General features: G+C 69.3%; 19 protein-coding genes. 11 read left to right on the forward strand and 8 right to left on the reverse strand.

Annotated elements, in window-relative coordinates:
- Positions 1-572 precede the first annotated feature (572 nt).
- Complete coding sequence (locus AC069I_RS04670; RefSeq protein ID WP_478223690.1) at positions 573-1,073, reverse strand: FBP domain-containing protein; 501 nt, start codon at positions 1,071-1,073, stop codon at positions 573-575.
- Positions 1,074-1,157: 84 nt separating this feature from the next.
- Between AC069I_RS04670 and AC069I_RS04675 the strand changes: the two genes are divergently transcribed.
- Positions 1,158-2,642, forward strand: a complete 1,485-nt coding sequence (locus AC069I_RS04675) for an adenylate/guanylate cyclase domain-containing protein (RefSeq protein ID WP_478265155.1) — start codon at positions 1,158-1,160, stop codon at positions 2,640-2,642.
- Here AC069I_RS04675 and AC069I_RS04680 read toward each other — a convergent pair.
- Positions 2,629-3,627 carry a beta-ketoacyl-ACP synthase III gene (locus AC069I_RS04680; protein ID WP_478223691.1) on the reverse strand — a complete coding sequence of 333 codons (999 nt, stop codon included), beginning with the start codon at positions 3,625-3,627 and terminating at the stop codon, positions 2,629-2,631. The two genes, AC069I_RS04675 and AC069I_RS04680, sit on opposite strands and share 14 nt — an antisense overlap.
- 224 nt (positions 3,628-3,851) lie before the next feature.
- Here AC069I_RS04680 and AC069I_RS04685 point away from each other — a divergent pair, with 224 nt between their 5' ends.
- Both AC069I_RS04685 and AC069I_RS04690 read left to right on the forward strand, forming a co-directional pair.
- Positions 3,852-4,325 (forward strand): Lrp/AsnC family transcriptional regulator, encoded by a 474-nt coding sequence (locus AC069I_RS04685; protein ID WP_125679070.1) that lies wholly within the window; start codon positions 3,852-3,854, stop codon positions 4,323-4,325.
- Between the two features lie 314 nt (positions 4,326-4,639).
- On the forward strand, positions 4,640-5,044 hold the full coding sequence (locus AC069I_RS04690; RefSeq protein WP_478223692.1) for an SsgA family sporulation/cell division regulator: 405 nt from the start codon (positions 4,640-4,642) through the stop codon (positions 5,042-5,044).
- A gap of 101 nt (positions 5,045-5,145) precedes the next feature.
- Here AC069I_RS04690 and AC069I_RS04695 read toward each other — a convergent pair whose 3' ends face one another.
- Positions 5,146-6,240, reverse strand: a complete 1,095-nt coding sequence (locus AC069I_RS04695) for a S1 family peptidase (RefSeq protein ID WP_478223693.1) — start codon at positions 6,238-6,240, stop codon at positions 5,146-5,148.
- Between the two features lie 473 nt (positions 6,241-6,713).
- Here AC069I_RS04695 and AC069I_RS04700 point away from each other — a divergent pair, with 473 nt between their 5' ends.
- From AC069I_RS04700 to AC069I_RS04730, 7 genes are all read left to right on the forward strand, one after another.
- Positions 6,714-9,641, forward strand: coding sequence for a helix-turn-helix transcriptional regulator (locus tag AC069I_RS04700; protein ID WP_478265156.1), 2,928 nt, complete (start codon positions 6,714-6,716; stop codon positions 9,639-9,641).
- A gap of 544 nt (positions 9,642-10,185) precedes the next feature.
- Positions 10,186-11,037: an ESX secretion-associated protein EspG gene (locus AC069I_RS04705; protein ID WP_340686686.1), complete on the forward strand. Its 852-nt coding sequence runs from the start codon at positions 10,186-10,188 to the stop codon at positions 11,035-11,037.
- Positions 11,038-11,068: 31 nt separating this feature from the next.
- On the forward strand, positions 11,069-11,485 hold the full coding sequence (locus AC069I_RS04710) for a hypothetical protein (RefSeq protein ID WP_478223694.1): 417 nt from the start codon (positions 11,069-11,071) through the stop codon (positions 11,483-11,485).
- Positions 11,486-11,496: 11 nt separating this feature from the next.
- The gene (locus tag AC069I_RS04715) at positions 11,497-13,470 is read left to right on the forward strand and encodes a WXG100 family type VII secretion target (RefSeq protein ID WP_478223695.1); all 1,974 of its coding nucleotides are present in this window, start codon (positions 11,497-11,499) and stop codon (positions 13,468-13,470) included.
- Entirely contained in the window at positions 13,467-13,796 is a 330-nt protein-coding gene (locus AC069I_RS04720) for a type VII secretion target (protein WP_034309855.1), read from the forward strand. The genes AC069I_RS04715 and AC069I_RS04720 overlap by 4 nt, the downstream gene beginning before the upstream one ends.
- Complete coding sequence (locus AC069I_RS04725; protein WP_478223696.1) at positions 13,793-14,314, forward strand: YbaB/EbfC family nucleoid-associated protein; 522 nt, start codon at positions 13,793-13,795, stop codon at positions 14,312-14,314. The genes AC069I_RS04720 and AC069I_RS04725 overlap by 4 nt, the downstream gene beginning before the upstream one ends.
- A 33-nt stretch (positions 14,315-14,347) precedes the next feature.
- Positions 14,348-19,300 (forward strand): RHS repeat-associated core domain-containing protein, encoded by a 4,953-nt coding sequence (locus AC069I_RS04730; RefSeq protein WP_478264859.1) that lies wholly within the window; start codon positions 14,348-14,350, stop codon positions 19,298-19,300.
- A 405-nt stretch (positions 19,301-19,705) separates the two neighbouring features.
- On the opposite strand, the gene AC069I_RS04735 is transcribed toward AC069I_RS04730, so the two are convergent.
- The 3 genes from AC069I_RS04735 to AC069I_RS04745 all read right to left on the reverse strand — a co-directional run bounded on the left by AC069I_RS04735 (position 19,706) and on the right by AC069I_RS04745 (position 23,187).
- Complete coding sequence (locus tag AC069I_RS04735) at positions 19,706-20,881, reverse strand: GGDEF domain-containing protein (protein WP_478223698.1); 1,176 nt, start codon at positions 20,879-20,881, stop codon at positions 19,706-19,708.
- Positions 20,882-21,135: 254 nt separating this feature from the next.
- Positions 21,136-22,398 (reverse strand): MFS transporter, encoded by a 1,263-nt coding sequence (locus AC069I_RS04740; RefSeq protein WP_478223699.1) that lies wholly within the window; start codon positions 22,396-22,398, stop codon positions 21,136-21,138.
- A 72-nt stretch (positions 22,399-22,470) separates the two neighbouring features.
- Entirely contained in the window at positions 22,471-23,187 is a 717-nt protein-coding gene (locus AC069I_RS04745) for a CTP synthase C-terminal region-related (seleno)protein (RefSeq protein ID WP_478264860.1), read from the reverse strand.
- 76 nt (positions 23,188-23,263) lie between these two features.
- Here AC069I_RS04745 and AC069I_RS04750 point away from each other — a divergent pair, with 76 nt between their 5' ends.
- Complete coding sequence (locus AC069I_RS04750) at positions 23,264-24,112, forward strand: LysR family transcriptional regulator (protein ID WP_340686677.1); 849 nt, start codon at positions 23,264-23,266, stop codon at positions 24,110-24,112.
- On the opposite strand, the gene AC069I_RS04755 is transcribed toward AC069I_RS04750, so the two are convergent.
- Both AC069I_RS04755 and AC069I_RS04760 read right to left on the reverse strand, forming a co-directional pair.
- Positions 24,100-24,759 (reverse strand): hypothetical protein, encoded by a 660-nt coding sequence (locus AC069I_RS04755; RefSeq protein ID WP_478223701.1) that lies wholly within the window; start codon positions 24,757-24,759, stop codon positions 24,100-24,102. The two genes, AC069I_RS04750 and AC069I_RS04755, sit on opposite strands and share 13 nt — an antisense overlap.
- Before the next feature lie 96 nt (positions 24,760-24,855).
- Complete coding sequence (locus AC069I_RS04760; RefSeq protein ID WP_340686675.1) at positions 24,856-25,680, reverse strand: SDR family NAD(P)-dependent oxidoreductase; 825 nt, start codon at positions 25,678-25,680, stop codon at positions 24,856-24,858.
- Between the last annotated feature and the right edge of the window lie 57 nt (positions 25,681-25,737).

Consider the following 25,737-nt stretch of genomic DNA (forward strand, 5'->3'; position numbering starts at 1 on the left):
GGTGTGGGCTTTTCTTTCTTTTTGGGGGGGGGGAAAAAGGGTTTTCTTGGGGGGGGGGGGGGGGGGGGGGGGGGGGGGGGGGGTTTTTGGGTTCCCCACCAAAACCCCCCCCCACGACCCCCTCGTCGAACCGTGCAAATCACCCAAGTCGGACACTGTCACCGGGAAAAAGTCCGTAATGAACAGTGGGAAAGGCGCCTGGTCGGCGAGTCCCGCTTCCGCCGCCAACTCCGGAACACCACGTTTGCCTTACCCCTCTATAACCCTCTTTACCACTCACGACCCCTTCGCGAAACGCCCGAATCGGGCACGGCTGCCCCGAAAGGGTCCCTGTGGACGGTCGAGAAGATGCCAGGCCACCGTGACGAGCCCCTCCACCACCCATTTGACCAGCGGATAGACGACTTCGCCGGGACCCTGACTCTGAAGGTAGCGAAGGGGGCCCTTCGCTACGCCGCCGACGGGGCTTTGGCGAGCCTCATGGTCTGGGCGTCTGTTGCGAAAGCATCTTTCGCAACGTTGAAGGTTGCTGTGGCTTTCGCAACGCCTGGCCGCTCGGTACCCCGGCGGCGTCAGCGTGACTCCAGCACCCGCTCGACGAATCGGCGCAGTTTGTCTTCCAGCCGGAAGACGCGTTCCTCCAGCGTCAGGGACTCGAACGGCTGCGGCACGTCCGACTGCAACTCGCCGCGGATGTACTGGCTGCACGCGAGGTTCGCGCACGCGTAGATGCCGAGCGTGTTCCCTTCCCTGCCGGATTTCCCGGCGCGGCGGCCGGAGAACAGCGCGATGTCCGACAGCGGATGTGTCGTTGTGCACAGGCCGCACATGTTGCTCAGCAGGACACGGCCCTTCGGCCGGGGAGCGGCCCGGAGGGACAGCCCGACGGTTTCCCCGCGGTACGGCAGCACGAGATACGCCCGGGAGGCGGCCTTCGGATCGCGCCAGCCGAGGAATTCCCTTTTCTCCCAGGGGATCTCTTCGGGCCGGGCGGGCAGCGTGACCCCCTTGGCCTCGCCTCGGGTGCAGTTCACGAAGGACGCTCTGATCTCGTCCTGGCCCAGCGGTTCCATACCCGCACGGTAACCAGCGCACCCGAGAACGGGCGAACCGTTTTCCGCCGGAGGTCATACGATCACCGGGTGCGCGGGAAGACGATGTCGAGCCGGTTCCGGCTGGTGCTCAGGACCAGTCTCGGTTTCGCCGCGCTCGGCGTCGGTTCCAGTGTGTGCGGTGCCGGTGTGGTCGCGTTGCTGCTGCTCCTGCAGGGCCTGCCGAGCGAGGTCGGCGATCGCGGCTGGATCCTCGGCGTCACCGCCGCCGGCATCGTCGCGCTGTCGCTGATCGTCGGTACCTTGTGGACGGCGTGGCTCCAGCGGCGCACGGCGGTCTGGTTCGTGTTCGGCCGCCCGCCGACGAAGGCCGAGGCCGAGCGGGCGCTCCGGCTCCCGGTCGACATGGGGATCGTCAGCGGGACACTCTGGCTGATCGGCACGATCGTGCTCGGCGCGCTCGCGCGGGCGCTCGGGTCCTGGATGGACGCGCTCGGGATGGCGCTGGTGATCGGGCTCGGCGGGCTGACCACGGTCGGCCTCACCTACCTCGCCGCCGAATGGGTCGCGCGGCCGGTGATGACGATCGCGCTCAAGGTGACCCCGCCGAAGGGGACGCTCAGGGTCACCGTGCGAACCAGGGTGGTCGTCACCTGGTCGCTGGCGAGCGGCGTGCCGTTCCTCGGGGTGCTGCTGGTGGCCGCCCCGCCGGACCTCGGCCAAGGCGACCACGTCGCGAGCCTGATCATGCTTTCGGCGATCGGCCTCGGTGTCGGCGCGATCGGGACGGGCCTGCTCGCGAAGGCCGTCGCGACACCACTGCACCGGCTGCGGGTGGCGCTCGACGAGATCGCGCGCGGCAACAAGGAGATCGTGGTCGAGGTCGACGACTCCAGCGAGATCGGCCTGCTCCAGACCTCGGTCAACGACCTGGCCGCCGGGCTCCGCGAGCAGGATCGGATGCGGGATCTCTTCGGCAGGCACGTCGGGGACGAGGTGGCGCGGCACGCGCTGGAGTACGGCGCCTCCCTTTCGGGTGACGTGCGCGAGGTGACGGCGCTGTTCGTCGACGTCGTCGATTCGACGGCCTTGGCGAGCCGCACCCCGCCAGAAGACCTCGTGAAGACGCTCAACCGGTTCTTCACCAGCGTGGTGCACGCGGTCGGGGCACGCGGAGGGCTGGTCAACAAGTTCCAGGGTGATGCCGCGCTCTGCGTCTTCGGCGCCCCGACCAGGCTGGCGGACGCGCCCACGGCGGCGCTTTCGGCCGCGCGGGCCATCCGGGACGCCGTCCAGGAGACCGGCGAACTCGACCTCGGCATCGGCGTCGCGAGCGGGCGGGTCTTCGCCGGTCAGCTGGGGACCAGCAGCCGGTTCGAGTACACCGTCATCGGCGACGCGGTGAACGAGGCCGCGCGCCTGACCGAGGACGCGAAATCCGCCGACGGCCGGATCCTGGCGAGCGAAACGGTGCTCAAGGCCGCGTTGGAGAGCGAGCGCGCGCACTGGAAGCCGTACGCGGAACTCGAGCTGCGCGGGCGCCAGGAGCCGACGCACGCCTGGGAGGCGAACGCGCTCAGCCCGGAATGACGTCCGGCCAGCGCAGCAGCGTCGAGCCCCAGGTCAGCCCGGCGCCGAAGGCCCCCATCACGACGCGGTGCCCCGGCTGGAGCGCGCCCTCCTTGGCCGCGTCGGCCAGCGCGATCGGGATCGACGCCGCGCTCGTGTTGCCCACCTTCTCGATGTTCGAGTACATCACGTCCTCCGCGAGCCCGAGCTGTTTCGCGCAGGTCTGCAGGATGCGGATGTTCGCCTGGTGCCCGATGAACCGGTCGATGTCGCCGACCGCCCAGCCGGCGGAGTCCAGCACCGCGCGCGCCGATTCGGCCATGCGGGCGCAGGCGTGCCGGAAGACGGTCTGGCCCTGCATCACCAGGTAATGATCGCGCGGGTCGTCCGAGCGGCGGTTCTTCGCGCCGCCCGCCTCGACCCAGAGCAGTTCCGCGAGCGCGCCTTCGCTGTGCAGGTCGAACGGGCCGAGCGCGCCGAGCTCGTCCGGGTCGCCCGCGCGCAGCAGGACGGCGCCCGCGCCGTCACCGAAGATCGGCACCGTGCCGCGGTCTTCGGGGTCGACGAGCGAGGTGAAGACGTCGGCGCCGATCACCAGCACCCGCCGCGCGATCCCGGCGGCGATCAGCCCGGCGCCGGTGGCGAGCCCGTAGACGAACCCGCTGCACACGGCGTTGACGTCGAACGCGGCGACACCGTTCAGCCCGAGCTCGGTCGCGACCTGCGGCGCGCTGGCCGGGCACAGCTGGTCGGCCGTGGAGGTCGCGAGCACGACGGCGTCCGCCGCGGTCTCCCCCGCCGACGCCAGCGCCCGGCGTCCCGCCTCGACCGCGAGGTCCACAGTGGACGTTCCGGGATCGACGACCCGGCGTTCGGCGATGCCGGTCCGCGAGCGGATCCACTCATCGGAGGTGTCCAGCCGCTGGGCGATCTCCTCGTTGCCCACCACGCGCGGAGGCAGCCATGAGCCGAGACCGGCGAGAACGGCGGCCTGAGATGAGGGCACCAAGGAATCCTTTCGCGGGGAAATGAGAGGTCTGCCATTCACTTGTAAGCGCTACCATTCAGTAGACCCGTCAGTTGTGTTCCGGGTCACAATTCAAAGAATTCTCATCTTCTTCCCGAAGCGACCAGGCGAACGGACCGAGCACCCGATCGGGTGACGCACACCGCGTCGAGGCGCGAGCAAAGAACAGGCGCCCGGGAGAGCCGCCCGGTTAGCCTGACCTGGTGCACACACCCGACCTCGACCGCATGGACGTCGCCATCCTCGCCTGCCTCCAGTCCGACGCCCGCACGATCGCCGAGCACATCGGCGCGAAGGTGGGCCTGTCGGCGGCCGCCGTGCAGCGGCGGATCAAGCGGCTGCGGGAGACCGGGGTGATCGAACGCGAGGTGGCGGTGCTGTCGCCGCGCGCGCTCGGGCTGTCGATGACGTTCGTGGTGATGGTCGAGATGGAACGCGAGAACCTCGCGGTCCTCGACGGGTTCCGGCGTCAGGTGCTCGCGGACGACAACGTCCAGCAGTGTTACTACGTCACCGGCAACGCGGACTTCGTGCTCGTGGTGACCTGCCGGGACATGGCGGATTTCGAGACGTTCACGCGGCGGATGTTCTTCGACAACCCGAACGTGCGGCACTTCACGACGTCGGTGGCGATGGACCGGGTCAAGACCGGACTGACGCTGCCACTGGAGCCCTGAGGGGCCGAAGGGGACGACGGCGTCAGTTTCGACCGCTTCCAAAGAGGACAGTCCTCAGTGGACCTCGCGACGGGCGGGCCTCGCGAGAACAGCCACTTCGCGAGTTGCGTCCTGCGCAACGCCGGCTCACGACCTCGTCACCACGGGTATCCACCCGAACGCAAGGGGTCTGTGCCCGGCGTTACACCACTATGGACATATGCAGCCGATAGCGTGAACGTCGTCGCAGTCGCGTCATCCGGCGCGTGTCCGGCCATCTCCTCCCCGAGACGAAAAGTTCGCGCCGCGCGAACCACGAGCACTTAGGAGTGGCCGTGCACACCGACGCAATTCACCAGAGCCAGTTCGTTCTGCTGAACAACAGCAGCACGCCCGTTCTTTCCCGCCTGTCCTTCCACACCGGCGAACCGTTCGCGGTCACCGTGTCGTTCCGGACGGAGCGCGGCCGGTGGGTCGAGTGGACCTTCGCGCGTGAGCTGCTCGTCACCGGCCTCACCGACCCCGCCGGGCTCGGCGACGTCCGCGTCCGCCCCGACCTCTCGGAGGACGAGGCGCTGCTGACGCTCGAAATCGAGTCACCCGACGGCTACGCGTCGTTCGAGCTCGAGCGTGAGGACGTCGAGTCGTTCCTCGAGTCCACCTACGAGCTCGTCCCGCTCGGCTCCGAGAGCGAGCACTTCGACGTCGAGGCGCTGATCGAGGAGATCAGCAACGTCTGAGACCTTCCCGCGGCACGAAGACGAAGGGCGGCCCGAGTGCGCTGGAGGCACTCGGTCCGCCCTTCGTCCTGTTCACGGTCCCCCGATGACCGGGGCTGAGGTCAGCCGAGGACCAGGGAGGTCCCGGTCGCGGACAACGCCGGCCGCACCGGGAAGAAGTACGTCACCGAGCTGTTGCCGCCGGACAACATGCCCTGTGCCTGGTTGCCCGCGATGAACGAGCCGCCGGAGTCGCCCGCCTGCGAGCGGACGTTGGTGGCGGTCATGCCGTAGACCGTGCCCTCGGCGTAGCGGACGGTCTGGTTCTTGGCGCCGACGGTGCCGCAGGTCCAGCCGGTGGTCGACCCCGACTTGCAGACCGACGCGCCGGTGGCCGCCTCGGTCGAACCGCTCACGCGGGTGCCGTTGTTGATGACCCCGCGCGGCACCCAGTTGCTGTTGACCCGGACGTGGCCGTAGTCGTTCCCGGGGAAGCTGGCGCGGGCGAACGAGCCCATCGCGACCCGGTTGTAACCGGTCACCGTGCCCGGGCCGCAGTGCCCGGCGGTGAGGAAGCCGCCGTTGACCGAGAAGCCGATCGAACAGCGCGAAGAGCTGTTGATGTAGTACGCGTCGCCACCGCGGACGTCGTACTTCAGGGTCGGCACCGAAGTGGTCTCGACCACCGCGACGGCGGCCTTGTCCACCTTGGCCTTCTCCAGGTACGAGTCGACGACGCCGCTCTTGCCCGGCAGGACGTTCACCGTCACGCGGTTGGTCTTGGTGTCGACACCCCAGCCGGTGATCGCGCCGTCCGCCGCGCGCTCACTGGCGTTCAGTTTGTCCACAGTGGAATCCAGCTGGGCGGCCGAGAAGCGCACGAGTTCCGCTTCCGCGCCGCTGGCGAGGACCTGGCCCAGTTTCGCCGCGTCCGTGACGCCGACGCGGAGCTTGCCGGTGGCCTCGTTGTAGCTGGCGCCGCCGAAGCTGCCGGCGAGCGCCGAGGCGAGTGACTGTTCGAGAGCGCCGGCGGCCGTCTCGCTCTGGATCCGGGCGAGTGCCTGGCCGGCGGTCAGGCCGAGGTCCCGTTGCAGGGCGGGAACCATGTCTTGATTGAGCAGAGTGTCCGAGGACGCTGCCGCGGGGGTACCCGTGACGAGCGCGCCGGTGGCCAGTGCTGCCGTGGCGGCCACACCGAGGAGCTTCGTGATCTTCATGCTTCTCCCTCGTCATCACGCACGGCTCCGGTTCGCCATGCGATGGCCCTCCCCTGACGGGTGAGAATTCTGGACTCGGACGAAGGCCGCAATCCGGGTCGGCGCGGGATAGGTATACCCATTCTTCTGGAACCGAATCCCCTGCTCCACGAGCGGCCACCTAGTGCAGGCACCCGGACGGGCACGTCCGTAAGTAGGGTTTCGAAGCAAATACCTTGCGTAGTCATGGCCACCCCCTGAACGTGGGATGAATCGCCGAATCGGGTTTTTCGCCGACGTTTCGGGTGTCCGGTGATTTTCCAACCGACGATCCGTCAGCCAACCGGTGACGCTGTGTCCACGAACGGCCTCAGGGGGTGCCCGGGGTGTCCGTGTTGGGTGGTTTACGACCCGGTAGGCAGTGCTTAGGCTCCGCAGGACAACGCACGAGATCGTGTCGGGCTCAGCGGGAACTCCCCACCGAGGAGCGCATGATGTGGCTTGCCACCCCTCGCCCGACCTCGGTTTCGGTCCGCGCCGGATCGACGGCGCTCGTGGGCCGCGACGTCGAGGTCTCGGCGATCGTGAAGATCCTGCTGCGCCGTCCCGCCGCCGTGCTGATCGAAGGCGAACCCGGGATGGGCCGCAGCAGGCTGCTCGCAGAGCTGGCCGGACGCCGTGAGTTCGCGGCGGGCCGGGTGCTCTCGGGAGCCTGCCAGCCGATGCGCGAGCCGTTCCCGTTCGGACCGGTGCTCGAAGCGCTGCGTTCGGCGGGCGACCGGCCGCTCGGTCCACTCAGCCCGGTGGCCGGGGTGCTGAGACCCTTGTTGCCCGAACTGGCGGAAAGCCTTCCGCCCCAACCGGAACCACTCGCCGACCCGTGCGCCGAACGGCACCGCCAGTTCCGCGCCGTCCGCGAGCTCCTGATCGCCTGCGGGCCCGCGCTCGTCCTGATCGACGACCTCCAGTGGGCCGACGAAGGCACCCGTGACCTCATGCGGTTCCTCGCCGCGGCCATGCCCTCCGAACTGGCCGTCGTCGCGGCGTACCGGACCGGCTCGCCGTCGGGACACGGAGGCGCGGGGATCCCGTTCCGCACCCCGCCGAACGTCCAGACCGCCCGCGTGACGCTGGGCCCGCTCGACGTCGAAGCCGTCGGGAAGCTGGCCGAGGAACTGCTGGACCTGCCGCGGGTCTCCGCGCCGTTCACCGCGAAGCTCCACGAAAGCACCGCCGGGATCCCGTTCGTGGTCGAGGAGACCCTGCGGGCGCTGCGCGACGCGGCCGGCCGCCTGCCGATCGGGGAGGTGCTGAGCGACCGGCTGCTGGAAAGCCTCGAGGTCCCGGTCTCCCTGCGCGAGGCCATCACCGAACGGCTCGAAGCGCTGCCCGAGCCCGCCGTCCGGCTGGCCCGCGCGGCGGCGGTGCTCGCCGTCCCGTCCGAGCCCGCGGTGATCGGCGAACTCGCCTGCCTCGACGGCGACGCGCTCCGCGCGGCCCTTTTGTCCACTTTGGATGGCGGTGTCCTCGGCGAACTCGGCGGCGACCGCTACGGCTTCCGGCATCCGTTGGCCCGCAAGGCCGTTTACGACACGGTGAGCGGCCCGGAGCGCACCCTGCTGCATTCGCGCGCCATCCAGGTGCTCGCCGGTCAGCCGGTCCCGCCGCTCACCCTGCTGGCGAACCACTCGCGCGCGGCGGGGCGGGCCGAACAGTGGCGCCACTACGCCGAAGCCGCCGCCGACGAGGCCATCGCCCACGGCGACACGTCACGGGCCATCGACCTGCTCCAGTCCGTGCTCGCCGAGGCGGGGCTCGGCGAGGACGACATCGCCCGGCTGGCCACGAAGCTCAGCCAGGTCGCGCTGCGCGGGTTCCGCCCGGACGTCATCGAGACACTGGAGCGAATCCTCGAAGACCTCACCGGCCTGCGCCCGAGCGTGCGCGGGACGATCCGGCTCAGCCTCGGGATGCTGCTGGTCCGCACGATCGGGCGCCTCGGCCGCGGCCGGGTCGAGGTGGAGAAGGCGATCACCGAACTGGTCGACGAGCCGGAGCTGGCCGCCCGCGGGATCAACCTGCTCGCCCAGCCGATCGACGGGCTGACCCCGTTGTCCTGGCACGAGGTCTGGATGGAGCGGGCACGCGAGGTCTTCGGCCGGATCGAAGACCCGGAACTGCGGCTCGCACTCCTCGGCGACCGGATCTCCACCCAGGCGCATATCGGCGACGGGTCGGCCTGGACCGAGTTCACCGAGCTGCCGGACCAGGGCAGCGGGGTCGCCGAGCGGGTCCAGCTGGCGCGGCTGTGGTGCAACCTCGCCGACGCGCAGTCCTGGGCAGGCCATCTGGCCAGAGCGGAAAAACTGGTCTCGGAAGGGATCCGCCGCGCGACCGACGCCGGCGCGCTCTACGCCGCCGGGCTCGCGCAGGGCACCCGCGTCCGGCTCGACTGGGTGCGCGGCGACTGGTCCGGCCTCGCGGAGGCCACCGAACAGCTGCGCGACGCCTATCCCGACCTCGGCCCGATCGTCATGGAGTGCTCGCTCGTCCTCGGCGGGTTGTCCGCCGTTCGCGGGGAATTCGCCGCCGCGCAACGACATCTGGCCGCGGCGGGCGTCCACGCCCCGGAACACGGGCCCATCCCCGTCGTCCTCTCGGCCGCGGGGGTCCTGATCAGGGTGCTCCTCGCGACGGACGACGTCGACGGCGCGTGCGCGGCGGCCGACAACGCCGTCGCGGCGGCCCGGCGCAAGGGTGTCTGGGTGTGGGCGGCGGCGCTGGTCCCCGCCGCGACCGAGGCCTACACGCGGGCGGGGCGCTGGTCGGAGGCGGACGCCGTGGTCGAGGAATTCGCCCGCGGGATCGACGGCAAGGACTCGCCGGTCTCCCGGGTCGCGCTGCTCGCCGGCCAGGCGATCCTGCTCGACGCGCGCGGCAAACATCCCGCCGCGGCAACGGTTTTCGACGAGGCGGCAGCGGGCTACGAGGCGCTGCCGATGCCGTATCAGGCGATCGGCGCCCGGGAGCGGGCGGCCCTGTCCCGGCTCAACGCGGGTCGTCACACCGCGGGCGACCGCAAGGCGATCGAGGAGCTCGCGGCGGCCGCGGAGGCCTACGAGCGGCTCGGCGCGACCAGGGACGCCGGCCGCTGCCGCCACCAGCTGCGGGAACACGGCGCGTGGGCCCCCTCACAGCGCGGACGGCGCGGCTACGGCCAGGAGCTCTCACCCCGCGAACTCGAGGTCGCGCGAATGCTTTCCGACGGACGGACGAACCGGGAGATAGCGGACGGGTTGTTCCTTTCGCCGCGTACGGTCGAACAGCACGTCGCCAAAGTCCTGAGGAAACTCGGGGCTCGTTCGCGGACGGACGTGGCCCGCCGGATGACGACCTACGCCCCGGCGGGGGCCGACCGCTGAATTCGGCCCCCGTGGCACGGCAAAGTCACATAACCGCTGGTCGGCGGCGCTCCTGGCCACTCGAACGGGACATCGTCGGCTGCCGGCAGAGGCAGCCGACCGGGTCGCGGGTGTCCACAAGGGACACTTTCTGGCGGCTGGATGGCCCATATGTGCAGGTTCGCGAGGGGGTCGTGAGTGGCGAGGGTGGTTCCAACCCAATGTCACGTAGCTTAAGTTGATCTTGGGCGAGGTTGGCAGGTGGGGTGAAGGCTCACTTCGCTGCGTCTGATGCGACGAAGGGGCTTCGGCTCTGGTCGTGGGTCGGGTTGGTCGTGAGTGGCGTTTCGGGTTCTAACCCGAAACGCCACTCACGACCCCCTCGTGCAATCGCCTATCCGGGCTTATTCCTTTAGGGGCAAGAAAAGTGCCCGATCGGGCACGGTGATCCATTCCATCGGGTTCAGCGGTGTGCGTATGGTTCCGTAGGTTCATGCGCTGTGCTAGTTTGTTTTGGCCATTAACAAAGTCGGGGCCCGACCCCGTGAGGGAGTAGCGCAGAAGCATGGCTGAGCGAGCCGATTTCGCGCTGGGGACGGTCGAGGCGACAGTGGTCGGGCGGGCGCTTGGCGTCGATGCCCGCTTGTTTCCCTTGCGCGTCCAGAACACTTCGATCGACCCGGAGCGGTACGCCGCGATCGTCCGGAAGGTCTACACCGATCTCGAACGGCGCCGCCTGTCGATCGACGGCGAGCTGAACCAGGCCGTCCGCACCGCGTTCGCGCTGCTCGGGAACCACCGGATCACCGTTTCGATCAACGGTATCGACGGTATCGGCCAGGACATCGCCGTCCTCGCGCTCACCGATGGCAGGCAGGCGCTCGGCATCACGCAGGCCCACGGCGAAGACCTCCTGCAGTTCGCGCTCTTCTCCGACGAAGAGCTGGTCGAGGTCCTCTCCGGGGTGCTGCCGCGGATGCGCCCCGCGTCGACCGGCCGCCGCACGATCGTGCAGAAGGAGGAGCGCGCCGTCTCCGCGATGGCCGCGCGCCGCCAGGCCGAAGCCGAGTTCGACGAGGAAGAGACCGACGCGTTCGGCAACCTCCAGTTCACCGGCGTCGTCCGCGCCCGGCCGGAGGCCCCGGCACCGCGCAGCGACGAGAGCGACGTCGAGGTCTTGGAGAAGGTGCTGTCAGGGACCCGCCTCGGCGGCGGGTACATCATCGTGAGCGGTATCGGCCGCCGCGGCGAACGGCTCCGGTCGACACCGTTGAGCTGGCTCGACACCGAAGACGGCCGGTACCTGGTCTGGACCGAGACCGACGAAGCCTCCGGCGCCGTGATCGGTCACTACGACCCGGCCAGTCAGTCGGGTGTGGCGAACGCGATCCGGGACGCCATCGCGGACATCTACTGACCCCTCCTGAACCCGGCGAGAGGACCCTCCGTTGACCGAGGAAGCACAAGAACTGAAGCCGGCGGCGGCGTTTGCCCCCGCGCAGGTCGCGCTCTCGGGCACGCAGCTGAAGCGCATGGCGGTGCAAGGTGGCTTCGCCGTCGACGAGACCACCGGCCAGGAGATGATCCGTTCACTCCAGGGCGTGATCGACAGCCTCGAAGAGCGCTGGAGCGCGCTGACCAAACTTCAGAAGTCGCCGCCGATGAGCTCCACCGCGACCGCCCGCTGGGTGTCCGAGCACATGCACGGCACCGCGACCGACGCTCAAGGTCTGCTCACCCAGCTCCAGTCCGCTCGCGCCGAGTTCCCGACCTACATCGAGGCGATCGAACTCGCCCAGCGGAACTACCGGGAACGCGACACCCAGAACCAGCGCGACCTGAAGCAGATCGACACCGAGATCTGAAGGAGAGACCCGTGACCGAATCCGAGGAGAAGACGGCGAAGGTCTCCGACCCGAACTCGCCCGACTACAACAAGCTCGACTCGCACTACGACCCGACCGCCGACTCGTCGTCCGACTACTACGTCGGGCCGCTGGCGGACAAGGCCGCCTCCGGCGACGAGATCCGGGCCGGGGCCTCGGCCGGGACGGACCTTCTCTTCAACATCCTCGGCTGGGGTGACAAGGCGCTCAACGGCTTCAAGGACATGTTCACGCAGAAGATGTACGAGGGGCAGCTGGAGAAGGCGCGCGAGGGTCTCGACAAGAACCTGGACATCCGCAAACCCGGCGAGCCGCCGTCCACGATCTGGGCGAACGCCACCCACGAACAGATGCAGACCGCGATCGCGGACAACGCGGATCCGGCCGCGGTGGCCGAGACCTCCGAGGAGTGGATCCGGGCGGGCAACGACCTGGCCTCGCATCAGCGCAACCTGGCGAAGGCGATCAGCGCGAGCACGGCCAACTGGGAGGGCGAGGGCGGCGACGCGGCCCGCGAGCACCTCGCCGGTGTCGGCAAATGGCTCGGCTCGACCGCGAACGGCGCGACGCTGGCCGGACGGCAGCAGCAGATCCACTCGCAGACGCTCAACGAGACGCAGAAGCAGATGGCGGCGAACCCGCCGGTGGCGTTCAACGTGCAGGAGGCCAACGCCAACCTGCAGAAGATCACCGACCCGTACGTGTACATGGCACAGCTCGGGAAGGACCTCACCACCTTCAAGAAGCAGCAGGACGCGCGGGACCAGGCCGCGAAGGTGATGACCGAGTTCGACACCACGGTCGGCTCGGCGATCGCCACCCCGGCGTTCCCCGCCCCGCCGAAGCTGGCGACGGCGACCAGGCAGCTCCAAGGCAGCCCCGCCGGCGGTGGCGCGGGTTCGCCCGCCGGCACGCTTCGCGACCGGATGTCGCCCGAAGGCGCCGACGGGCAGCTCAGCCCCTTCAACGCCGCCTCGGACCGTACGCGCCCGGACGGCCTCGTCGCTTCGATGGACGGCACGCCGCAGGGCGGGGCCGGTGGTCCTGGCGGCGTGTCGCCGTTCAGCTCGCCGAACGGCGGACCGGGCGGCGGCCCCGGTGGTGGTCCGGGCGGCGGCCCCGGTGGCTTCCCCGGCGGCGGTCCCGGTAGCGGCGGCCCCGGCTCCAGCCCGACCATGCCCAACATCGGCATCCCGAACGGGCCGACCGGCGGCGAGACCTACAAGCCCGCGGCGTCGACGAGCCCCCACCTCCCGAACATGCCCAAGATCGACGACGGCACGCGGACCACGGGCTACACCCCGCCGTCCGTCACCCCGCCGTCGTTCACCCCGCCGAACATCCCCATCCCGGAGAGCGGCGGCCCGCGGCCCGGTGGCGGTCTTCCGTTCACGCCGCCGAACATCCCCGTCCCGAACGGGCCCAACAGCGGCGGGCCGAGGCCGGTCATGCCGAACATCCCGCCGATGCCGCGTCCCGGCGGTATCGGCGAGCGGCTCACCGGCCCCTCGTTCCCGGACGGCAACTCCTACAAGGGCACGCCGTACAACGCGCCCAAGCTCGGCATGCCGAACATCCCCGGCGGTGGCGGCACCGGTGGCACCAGCAGCTTCGGCGGTGGCGGTGCCGGCACGGGCGGTGCCGGTGGCGCGGGCGGCGGAGGTCTCGGCGGGGCCGGACGGGCGACGGGCTCGCTCGGCATGGGCGGCGCCGTCGGCGCGGGCGCGATGGACGCCGAGGCCGCCGCGGCCCGTGCGGCGGGCTCCGGTGGCAAGCCGGGTACGCCCGGCGGCATGGCCCCGATGGGCGGCATGGCCCCCGGTGCCGGCAAGGGACAGGGCCAGGAGGACAAGGAGCACAAGGTCGCCGACTACGTCGAGTCCGACGACCCGTCCTTCTTCGCCGCCGACGAGGTCGTGGCGCCGCCGGTGATCGGCGACTGGAAGAACAAGGACTGGAAGTGACCGCCTCGTTCGAGGTCGATCCGGACGACCTGACCGCGCACGCGAGCCATCTCGAAGGGCTCGTCGACCGGCTGAACACCGCGCACGGCGCGACCGGTTCGGCGATGTCTTCGGACGCGTACGGCCTGCTGTGCGCGTTCCTGCCGCCGATCGTCAACCCGGCGGGCGAACGCGCGGCGGAGACGATCAAGGCGGCCGCCGAAGGCATCCAGTCCACGGCGGACAACGTCCGCACCGCGGCCAAGTCCTATGTAGACGGTGACAAGACCAACGCGGAACCGTTCAAGGCGGACTTCAAGGCCTTGGACATCGGAGGAAAGCAGTGACCGGCGGGAACGAGCTCGGCGAGCTCATGCTGGACCCCGACGAGGCCCAGCGCAAAATGGACCGATGGGCCGCGGGGCTGGAAGAGAAGGCCCAGCGTTACGCGGCCGCGCAGGAGCGGACGGAGCAGCTGCGGCTGACCGCGTCCAGCTCCGACGGCGCCGTCAAGATCACCGTCGGGGCCGACGGCGGCGTGACGGACATCGAGTTCGGGAACAAGGCCAGGACCTATCCGCTGGAGGAACTGTCGCGGCAGATCCTCCAGACCATGCACAAGGCGCAGTCCGGGATCGCGGGCCAGGTCGCCGAGGTCATGCAGGAATCGCTCGGCGACGAGGACCAGGAGACCAGGGCGCTGATGATCGGCACCCTGCGCAGCCGCTTCCCCGAGATCGAAGAGGAAGAGTCTTCGGACCCGCCCGCTCCCCCGGCGTCGTCCACCGACACGCCGCCCCCGCCGCAAGCGCCTCGCGAGAAGCGTCACGAAGCGCCGGACGACGAGGAAAACTCGCCCTGGTGAGGTCCTCGTCCTTGAAACACGAGGAAGGTCGCCGTGGGTAACCCGCTTGTCGCCGACGTAGAGGACTCGACGAAGGCGTACACCGGCTCGTCACTGCTGGAGTCGGCGTTCGAGCTGAAATCGGCCATCGAAAGCGGCGACTGGGCGTCGGTGGCGCTGGGCGCGGTCGGGACCGCGCTCGACGCGCTGTCGATGGCCATGGACCCTTTCGGCGCGATCCTCGCGAACGGCGTCGGCTGGCTGATGGAGCACGTCGGCCCGCTCAAGGAAGCGCTCGACGCGCTCACCGGCAACGCCGACGAGATCGCCGCGAACGCCGAGACCTGGATGAACATCGCGACCGAACTCGGTGACGTCGGCGCGGATCTGGCCGGGATGGTCTCCGCCGATCTGCAGAGCTGGACCGGGGTCTCGGCCGACGCCTACCGTGCCCAGGCCAAGGACACGGTCACGCTGCTGGAGTCGGCGAAGGCGGGGTGCGAAGGCGCCTCCAGCGGGGTGAAGACGGCGGGTGAGGTCGTCGCCGCCATCCGCGCGCTGGTGCGCGACATCATCGCCGAGCTGATCGGGCATCTGATCAGCTGGGCACTCCAGGTGCTGTTCACCCTCGGCATCGGCCTGACCTGGGTGGTCCCGCAGGTGGTCAACGCCGTGGCGAAGACCGCGAGCAAGATCGCGAACCTGACGAAGAAGACCGTCAAGGCGCTCCAGGCACTGATGCCGCTGCTGAAGCGAGCGGACGACCTGTTCGACAGCGCGGCGAAGGCGCTGAGGAAGCTCCAGCCGGGCAAGGGTGCGCCCGCGCCGAAGCCGAACAAGCTGGACGAGGGCACGACGCCCAAGAGCAGCCCCGACGGCGACGGCACGACACCGTCCGGCGCGCCGCCCAAGAGCGATCCGCCGCCGGTGAAGTCGGATCCGCCGCCTCCGCCGAAGAGCGACACCCCGGACGGATCGACCACGCCGTCCGGCTCGCCGCCTCCGCCGCCCAAGGACCGCGGCGCCCCGAAACCCGAGACGAACAACCGGATCAAGGACAACGAAACCACCCCGGGGGACCGCGTCCCGCCCAAGGACCGCGGCGGCTGCGGCGACCCCATCGACGTCGCGACCGGCTCGATGATGCTGACGCAGGATGACGTCGTGTTCGCCGGCGTCCTCCCGCTGACCGTGTCGCGGACGCATCTCTCGTCGTACCGCCTCGGCCGGTTCTTCGGCTCATCGTGGGCGTCCACTGTGGACCAGCGGATCGAGATCGAGGACGACGGCCTGCACCTCGCGCTCGCCGACGGGACACTTCTTTCTTACCCCGTAGCGCTTTCCGACCGCCCTGTCCTCCCGGAATCCGGGCAGCGACTCCCCTTGTCCAAAGTGGACGATGGCTACGGAGTGACCACTCCGGACGGAATGCTGTTCTTCTCCGGCCCCGGGGACAGCCTTCCCCTGCGCGCGATCGTGGACGGCGACGGTCACCGGATCTCCGTGCACTACGACGACAACGGCGTCCCCCGCGAGCTGGAACACTCCGCGGGCTACCGCCTGCTCGTCGAGTCGAAGGACGGACTCGTCACGGCCCTTCGGCTGCCCGGCGCGGAAACCGCGCTGCGGAGCTACCGGTACGACGAGCGGCGCCGCCTGGTCGAGATCGCCGACGTCGCCGGTCAGCCCCTGCGGTTCACCTATGACGCCGAAGGCCGGATCGTGCGCTGGGAGGACGTCAACGGGCGCTGGTACGGATACGGCTTCGACTCCGAAGGCCGTGTCGTGCGGGCACAGGGCACCGGCGGCTTCCTCGACGTCGACATCGAGTACGACCGGGAAAACCTGGTCACCTCGGTCACGAACTCGCTCGGGCACGTCACCCGGTATCAGCTCGACGAACTGCACCGGATCGTCGCGGAGACCGATCCGCTGGGCAACACCACGCGGTCCGAGATCGACCGCTTCGGCAAGCTGCTCAGCCGCACCGACGCCTTGGGCCGCACCACGCGGTGGGAGATGGACGACGACGGGAACGTCGTCACCGTGCTGCAGCCGGACGGCGGCCGCGCGCTCGCCGAGTACTCCGCGCCGGGCCGCTGGACCAGCAGGACCGGGCCGGACGGCGCCGTCTGGCGCCGCGAGTACGACGAGCGGGGAAAGCTCGTGCGTGCCACGGATCCGACCGGCGCCACCACCACCTACGGCTACGACGACGCGGGCAACGTCGCGGTCGTGACCGACGCGCTCGGTGGCGTCACCCTGATCGAGTCGAACGCGGCGGGCCTGCCGGTCTCCGTCACCGACCCGCTCGGCGCGGTCACGCGGTACACCTACGACGAGTTCGGGCAGACCACCTCGGTCACCGACCCGCTCGGCGGCGTCACCCGGACGAAGTGGGACGGCTTCGGCGAGATCGCCGAGCAGATCGACCCCGACGGCTCCGTCTGGCGCTGGAACCGCACCACGGCGGGTTCGGCCGACGAAGCCGTGGACGCCCGCGGGCTCGCGGTGCGCACCGAGTACTCGCAGTTCGACCTGCCCACCGCCGAAATCGGCCCGGACGGCGATCGACTGTCCTATGTGTACGACACCGAGCTGCGACTGGTGTCGGTCACCAACGAACACGGTCTCGTCTGGCGCTACGACTACGACCCGGCCGGGAACCTGGTCGGCGAGACCGATTTCAACGGTCGCACCACCCGCTACGGCTACGACGCCGCCGGGCGGATGGTGTCGCGTACCAACGGTCTCGGCCAGACGGTCGTCATCGAACGCGACGCGCTCGGCCGGGTCGTCGCTCGCCGGGCGGGCGACGACGTCGCCACGTTCACCTACGACGGCGCCGACCGGATGACCTCGGCACGCAACGCGCATTCCGAAGTCACCATCACCTACGACGCGCTGGGCCGGATCGTCTCGGAAACCCTCAACGGCCGGGCAGTCCGCTCGGAATACGACGCCATCGGCCGTCGCGTCGCGCGGCGCACCCCTTCGGGCGCCGAGTCGTTCTTCGCCTACGACGCGGCGAGCCGCCCCGTCGCGCTGCGGACCGCCGGGCGCACCATGCTTTTCGAGTACGACCCGGCAGGCCGGGAAGTGTCGCGGCGGCTGGAGGGCACGCCGGTCGAGCTGCGCCAAGGCTGGGACGCCGCCGACAGGCTGACCTCCCAGACCGTTTCCACCGGCAGGGGTGTCGTCCAGCACCGCGAGTACGGGTACCTGCGGGACGGGCTCGTCTCGTCGATCTCGGATTCGCTGTCCGGGCCGCGGTCGCTGCGGGTCGACCGGGCGGGCCGCGTGGTCGACGTCCAGGGTCAGGGCTGGCGGGAGAGCTACGGCTACAACCTCGCGGGCGCGATCACGCAGGCGGGCTGGCCGGGTGCGGATCCGGCCGTCGGACCGCGGCGCTATCAGGGCACCCTGATGACCGGCGCCGGGGCGACGTCGTACCTGCACGACACCGAAGGCCGCACGATCGCGCGCCGCGAGCCCGGCCGCGCCTGGACGTATCAGTGGAATTCCGACGACCGGCTGACCGGCGTGGTCACCCCGGACGGCGAGCGCTGGCTCTACCACTACGACGCGCTCGGACGGCGGATCGCCAAGCAGCACCTCGACGTCCACGGCCGGATCCTCGAACAGATCGACTTCACCTGGGACGGCTCGAAGCTCGCCGAAGAGATCCGTGGCGGCACCGCCGTCGTCTGGGACCTGGAGCCGGGCACGGACCGGCCGATCACGCAGCTCGAACGGATCCCCGGACAGGACGCCCGGTTCCACGCCGTCGTCACCGACCTCGTCGGATCACCGAGCGAACTGCTCGACGAATCCGGCGATGTCGCCTGGCATCTGCACACCTCGCTGTGGGGCAAGGTGCTCTCGCCGCCGGGGCAGGCGTACACGCCGTTGCGGTTCCCCGGCCAGTACCACGACCCGGAAACCGGGCTGCACTACAACTTCAAGCGCTACTACGACCCGGCCACCGGGCGGTACCTCTCGCACGACCCGCTCGGCCTCGAACCGGCGTCGGATTCGCTGGCCTACGTCGGCAACCCGACGGACATGATCGACCCGCTCGGCCTGGCACCGACGAAACCGAAAACGGGCACCTGCGGCAAGGGGACCCGCGGAGGCGGCGGCAAGACGAAATCTTCGGGCAACCGGGTCACCAAGCCGAAGCCGACGCCGGGCCCGAAGAAGCCGCGGCGTCCGCCGCAGAGCTACCTCGACGGCACGCACGGCGCGAAGAAGCGTGAGCAGAACCGGCTCACGGCGAAGTACGACAACGATCTCAAGGCCGACGGCCGGGAGAAGGTCTCCGGAGATTCCCACGAGTCCGAGCACCCGGTCCCCTACGAGGCGATCGGCCGTGGCAGTGGCGGCGCACGGGGTTCGAGTCACGACCAAAAGGACCTGGAGAACCACGCTTGGGCGTATCAGGAGGCCAAACCCGCGCACGCGTCGCATATCGGTACCGGTAACAAGGGCGACCAGGACCTGACCGAAGGTTCGGCGAAGCCGAGCGGCTTCAAGAACAGCCAGGACTACCGCGACTCCGAGCGCAACGCGCTGGAAGGCGGCGACCCGAACACCGCGATCCAGCTCAACCAGCTCGACTACGCCTTCCGGGACGGGTTCAAGAACACCGACGGCACCCTCGACGGCAAGATCGCGGACGACTCGTACCACAAGATGATCGACGACGCGCACGCCAGCGGCAAGGGCCTCACCTACTCGACCGGCCCCGGTACGACCGCGACCACCCCGCCGCTGTCCAGCCACGACGTCAAGGAACTGCACATGACCCGGGACACCATCCGGGACGGGGACTGGCCCGAGGAGATGAAGCGGCAGAACCGCGAGACCTACGAGCAGGAAGTCGATCGGATCCACGAAGAGACGTACAAGAAGCCGACCAAGGAAGACTGGGAAAAGCTCGACGCCGGCGGCTTCGGACCGCTCGACACCGGCAAGAAGGACCCGAACGCGATGGACGTGGACTGACGTCCCGGTTTTCGCGTGACTGGATGGCGAGGCAAGGGTGTCGTGGTGGAGCGACTGCCGGATGGCCTTCTTCGTACCCGATGTGTCCACAGAGGACACTTCCTGGCGACTTGATGCCCGATTGATGCCCTTACGTACGATTTTCCAGGGGTCGTGAGTGGCAAGGAGGGTTAGAACCCTCTTTATCACTCACGACCCGACCCCAAAGCCGCGCAAAGCACCTAAATCGGACATCTTGATCTCCACTAGCGTCCTTTATGGACAGTGCCTTACCCGGCAAATCGCGCATATAGGCATCAGACAGACATTTAGGGCGTTGTCGATTTCCTCGTGTCAGCCCTCGAAGCCGACGAAGAAGGTAGTTGCACGCGCAAGGACCGCATCCAGAGGACTGAATGCGGGTCGTCAGGCGGCGGCGAGCGCGACGACGCGGTTCCGCCCGCTGTTCTTCGCCTGGTAGAGCGCGGAGTCGGCGACGTGCAGCAGCCGTTCCAGCACGGTCCCGCCGGACGGGTAGACCGCGGCGCCGATCGACACCGAAAGCCCCCGCACGACGCGCGGCCCCGAAGCGGTCGCGACCTCGACCTCGAGCGCCATCACCGCCCGCCGCACGCGCTCGGCCACGGGGAGCACGTCGGTCTCCGTCGCGCCGGGAAGCAGCACGACGAACTCCTCGCCACCGAAGCGGCCGACGGAGTCGTAGTCGCGTACGTGCTCGGAGATCGTCTTCGCGACGGCCTTGAGCACGACGTCGCCGGCGAGATGCCCGTAGACGTCGTTGACCTGCTTGAAATGGTCGAGATCGAGCATCAGCACGCCGAGTTTGCTCTTCGCCCTGGCCGCCGACGTGAGTTCCCGCTCGCTCAGCGCGTGCCACGCGTGCGCGTTCAGGACGCCGGTCTTGCCGTCGATGTTCGCCGCGATCTCCAGCTGCCGCACCAGCACACTGCGGTGCAGCACCAGCACCGGCAGCAGAACGAACGGGACGAGCGCCGGCGCGTGCACGATGCCCAGCGCGGTCGAGGTGCCGAGCACCAGGGTGGTGATCTCCAGCAGGTTGTCGTCGCCCGTGCCGAACAGCGCACGCGGGGCCCTTGCCCCGGTGTGCAGGTACACCGAGAGCGCCACGATGAAGGCGTTGACCACGGTGAACACGGCCGCCGCCTCGACGATCTTCAGCGAGCCGGCGAACCCGACGGGCAGGCCGTTCCACCCGGAGACGATGGCGCCCGACGCCAGGCAGGAGATCACGATGGCCGCCGCGCAGTACACCACGCGGTACGCCGGGCGGTGGCTCATCCCCCGCCACACCCGGAGCCAAAGATGCAGGTAGATGAGCAGTCCGAGGGCCAGCGCGAGCCCCTGCGGCAGGACGAGCACCCCCGCGAACGTCCACACCGAAGTCATGTTGATATGCGGCCGGTCACAAAGCGTGCGCCGTAACCGTTCCACCGAACGCGAAAGCTCGGCCTGCAGGATGGCGAGGCCGAGCAGTGATCCAAATCGGACGAATTCCGTAGTCTCGTAGTTCGATCGGAGCAGGGCGATTACGGCGACTGCCGCCGCGAGTCCTTCCACCACAAGAAAAACCGCGGGAACACCGCGTGGTCCGGACCACAAGTCCCAGTGCCGGACCCAGGCTCTCAGACGTGTACCGGCCCCTTCTCCGGCGAGTTCCGTATCCCCCATAATCATCGTCACCGGTCCCCCTTCCGTACATAATTCAATGTATCCGAGGTAGTACTGAGGGTGGCTCGAGTCAATTCCGGAACACACAGATGGAGCAGTGGGAGGGAGGACCATCATGAACGGTCGCGAGGACTGATCCCACCAATTCAGCCGGTCCGGCTCCCGGCAGGGAGCCACACATCGGGTCCGGTGGCGATGGCGCGTTTCCAGGCCATCGCCATCGGCCCCGCCGAGGCCACGGCCACCGTCGCGGCCACCCCGACGGCCACGAACGGACCGGTCAACTGGGCGAGACCGCCCGCGAGCATGATCCCGATTCCTTGCACGGTAACCAAACTCGTCGAGGTCAGGCCCATCACCTGTGCCCGGACACCGTCGGGCACCGCGCGGGCCATCAACGCGACGGCCTGCAGGTGGTACGGCGCCGCGAAGGCGCCGCTGAGCCCGATCAACCCCAGGCACACCGGCAGCGACGGGCGAAAGAAGAGAAAGACCAAAGGAACGACAGATGCGATGGCGAGAATGCCGACAATTCGCGTTTTCCGTCGCGCCGGAACCCATTTCGTGAAGATCCACGACCCGATTACCGAACCCACCGGATCAGCCGCGAGAATAAGCCCGACCGCGAAAGTCCCCGCCCCGAGACCGACTGCGAGCGGCGCCGCGAGCCCTTCCGGCGCGATGGCGAACCCGGCGAGCATCTTCAGCCCGAAGAGCACCCGGATTCCCTTGCCCTGCCACAGTTCTCGGGCACCTTCACCACTGAAAGCCCGTGCCACCCGGCTTTTCACCGAAGATTCCGTGGCGACGGGCTTCCGGCGGCGAACCCCTGTGGACACCAGCAGCGCAGAGACCACAAAGGTCACCGCGTCGATCACCAGGCCCCAGTAGGGCGTCACGAACCCGATCACCAGCCCGCCACCACCGAATCCGGCGAGCTGTGCCGTTTGGATGGTGATCGTGCGGACCGCGAGCCCGGCGACGTACCGGTCGCCTTCGAGGACGTCCGGAAGCAACGCGAGCTGCGCCGCCCGGAAGGGACCGCCCGCCATCGTCAGGATCACGAGCAGTCCGGCCAGCACCGAGAGCGGCATTCCCGGTACGGCCATCAGCGCCGCGATCACCGCGCGCAGCAGGTCGCAGACGATCATCACCGTCCGCCGCGGATACCGGTCCGCCAAACCGGCGAACAGGGTGCCCCCGATCAGCGTCGGCAGGTACGTCAGGCCGTAGGTGAGCCCGGTCAGCCCCGCCGACGCCGTTCTTTCCCAGACCAGCACCGACAACGCGACCCTTGCCAGCTGGTCACCGGCCTGCGAAAGCCCCTCGGCCGCCCACAACGCACGGAACTCGCCGACCGCGAAAGCGGCCTTGAACGCGGTGCTCCGAGCGGAATCCCCCTTCTCCATGAGCCCCTCCCCTTGGCTCACGGTAGTCGATCACTTCCGCAGTGTCAGCGGCCATCCGGACCACGACGTCCGTCAGTGTCCACTATGGACAGACAGTTTCGCGTGTTCCACGGCGGCGCGGGCGAAGGCCTGGACGAGCGGATGCGGCCGGGTTCCGTCACCGGCGAGTTCCGGCTGGAACAGCGTCGCCAGGAAGAACGGATGCTCCGGAATTTCCGCGATCCGCGCGTCGCCCTCGCCGTCGAATCCACTGAAGACAACCCCGTTCGCCGCCAAGGTGTCCAGATGCCGGGCGTCGAGGCCGTACGAACAGTGGTACCGCTCAACGGAACGTTCCGCCCTGAGGATCCGCGCCGCCAGGGTGTCCGGCGTGACGTGGACGGCACCCTCGTGCCCGACGAGCGAACACGCCAGCGGGACGATCAGCCGCTCGGCCGGCTCCGGCGCGTTCTCCGCGTGCCCGATCCCGCCGAGACCGCAGACGTTCCGCGCGAATTCCAGCAGCGCGTGCTGGAAGCCGGCGCAGGTGCCGAGGAACGGGATGCCGTTCTCGCGGGCGGCGCGCACGGCGTCCACCGCGCCGGCTTCGGACCGGTAGGGGCTGCCGGGCACCAGCCAGACGCCGTCGAAACCGGCGAGGTCGCCGACGGCGTCCGTCGGGAGCCAGTAGGCGTCGAGTTCGATGCCGTCACGCTCGGCGAGACGGGCGAAGAGCATCGGGATCCGGACGTGGGAGCGGACGCCGTCCGAACGGTCACCGACCAGGGCGACCCGGGCTTTCTCTGTCATGCGACCATCCTGACCCGCGAACCGAGTTCAGCGCCAACGATGATCCATGCTGGATCGATAAGCGATACTGATGACCATGGAGACCCACTTGCTCCGCACCTTCGTGGCGGTGGCGCGCGGCGGCTCGTTCTCGCGCGCCGCCCGCGACCTCGGCTACACGCAGTCCGCGATTTCCCAGCACATCGCCACGCTCGAACAGGATCTCGGCACCACACTGCTGACCCGGCGGCCCGTCGCGCCGACCCGTGCCGGGGAACGTCTCCTCGAACACGCCGGCCCGTTGCTGACGCGGCTCGACGCCGCCCGCGCGGATCTCGCCAGGCTCACCGCGGCGCCCACCGGCCGGGTCGTCCTCGGGCTGACCCCGCTGTCGCTCACCGCCGAAGTCGCCGCCGCCGTGCCGCGCGGCACCGACGTGCGCGTCCTGGGCCGCGAAGACGTGCTGACTGAGGTCGCGGCGGGCGCACTGGACCTCGGTCTCGTCGACGGGATGACCGCGCCGAGCGATCCGCTGCCGCTGCCGGACGTCGGCCCGCTCAGCACCACCGTCGTCGGCGAACGCCCGCTCGCGGTCGCGGTACCCGCCGACCATCCGATGACGGGACGGACCGTCCGGCTGGCCGAACTCGCCGACGCGGGCTGGATCGACGCACCGGACACCGCGATTCCCTTGGAGCGCTTGAGGAAGGCCGCCTCGACCGACGGGTTCCGCGGTCGGCTGCGGTACACCGGGACCGACGTCCGCGGGCTGCTCGGCCTGGTCGCCGCCGGTCAGGGACTGGCGCTGCTCCCGGCGGACGTGCTCACCGGCGTGAGCACACTTTCCTTGTCCTCGCCGCGCGTGGTGCACCGCACCGAACTCGTGCACGGCGACCCCCGCGAGGGCTCCGCGCTGGCCGCCGCGCTGACGGGTCAGCGGCCGTAACTCATCATCCCCTGCGCCATCTCCATCGCCAGAGAACTCGCCACGACGGGATCCATCATGCTCCGGAGACCGTCCGCCGCCTTGTCCCGCGATCCGATGTCGGAACGCGGCTGCTCCGGCGGTTTGGTCTCGGCGGGCGGCAGGGCGACGACCTGCTCCTTGGCGGGCTTCTTCTTCGTCACGGGCGCTTGCTGTTTCACGGTGACCGGGACGTAGACGGTCACCGGGGCGGCCTGCGGCGCGGGCTGCGCGGGCGGCGGCGCCTGCTGCGTCGCCACGGCGGGCAGCGGCTGCTCGGGCAAGGCGGTGTCGTCGACCGGCTCGACGGTGAAGGTGCCGGCGAACCAGCCGATCGCGAGCAGCGCCACCCCCGCCCCGCCGACCAGCCACGAGCGGGCGCGACGGTGGATGACGACGGCCTTGGGCCGCAGATCCTTGTCCACGACCGGTTCGCAGACCGGGGGACGCACCGGCATCGGCTCTGGCTCGGGTTCGTTCTCCGGGCTGCGCCGCCGCTTCGGCAGGCTCGCCGCGATGATCCCCGTCCGGTCCAGGAGTTCGACGGTTTCGACAGGCGCCGAGAAAGCGTCGGTCGACGGACGGCGCTGGGCGGCGCGCGGCATGGGGACCTCCGGAAGCGGAATCACGAACTTGAGCATTGTGGTGCATTTCCGACGCCGCCGTAAGTAACGCACCCCGATCGAGTTATCCCGAGCCGTCCGGACCACGGAGGGTTACTCCATTCAGAGCCGTTTCATTCCCAAGCGCCCCAACAGGGCGAGCGGCCGCTGGTAAAAGGAGCCGAGCACGCGGGGAATCACGTCGATGGCGTACGCGTCCGGACCGATCAGGATGCGCGCCGTCCCCCGTTCGATACCGCGCACGATGGTCTGCGCGGCCTTCTCCGGCGTCGTCCTCGCGATCTTTTCGAATCCTTCGGCGGCTTTGTCGATGTCCCGCTCGACGCCGCCCCGCGCGTCACGGGCGATATTCGTCTTGATGCCACCGGGATGCACGCAGCTGACCTTGACCGGATGCCGGGCGATCAACATTTCCTGCCGCAGCGCCTCGGTGAACCCCCGCACCCCGAATTTCGCCGCGTTGTAAGCGCTCTGCGTGGGCACGCCGATGAAGCCGAACACGCTCGAAAGGTTGACGATATGCCCGTCACCCGAAGCGATCACCTGCGGCAGAAAGGCTTTCGTGCCGTTGACCACGCCGCCGAGATTGATCCCCATCAGCCAGTCGTAGTCGTCCCAGGTCATTTCCTCGACCGTGGCCCCGAGCGCGACCCCGGCGTTGTTCACCACGACGTTGGCGCCCCCGAAATCGACGGCGACCTCCTCGGCGTGCGCGAGGACGGCGTCACGATCGGCGACGTCGAGTGCGTACGCCTTCGCGGTCGCGCCGGCCTTCTCGCACTCCGCCACGGTGCCCGCCGCACGGACGGCGTCGACATCGGAGAGCGCCAGCCTGGCGCCCCGCCCCGCCAGTTCGATCGCGAGCGCCTTGCCGATCCCCGAGCCCGCGCCCGTGATCACCACGACCTTGTCCGTGAACGACTTCATACCCGCTCCAACCCGCTCGACTGTTACCGGAGGTAACACATACTACGGCTGTGAGCT

The sequence above is a fragment of the Amycolatopsis sp. NPDC043885 genome (assembly GCF_056435685.1).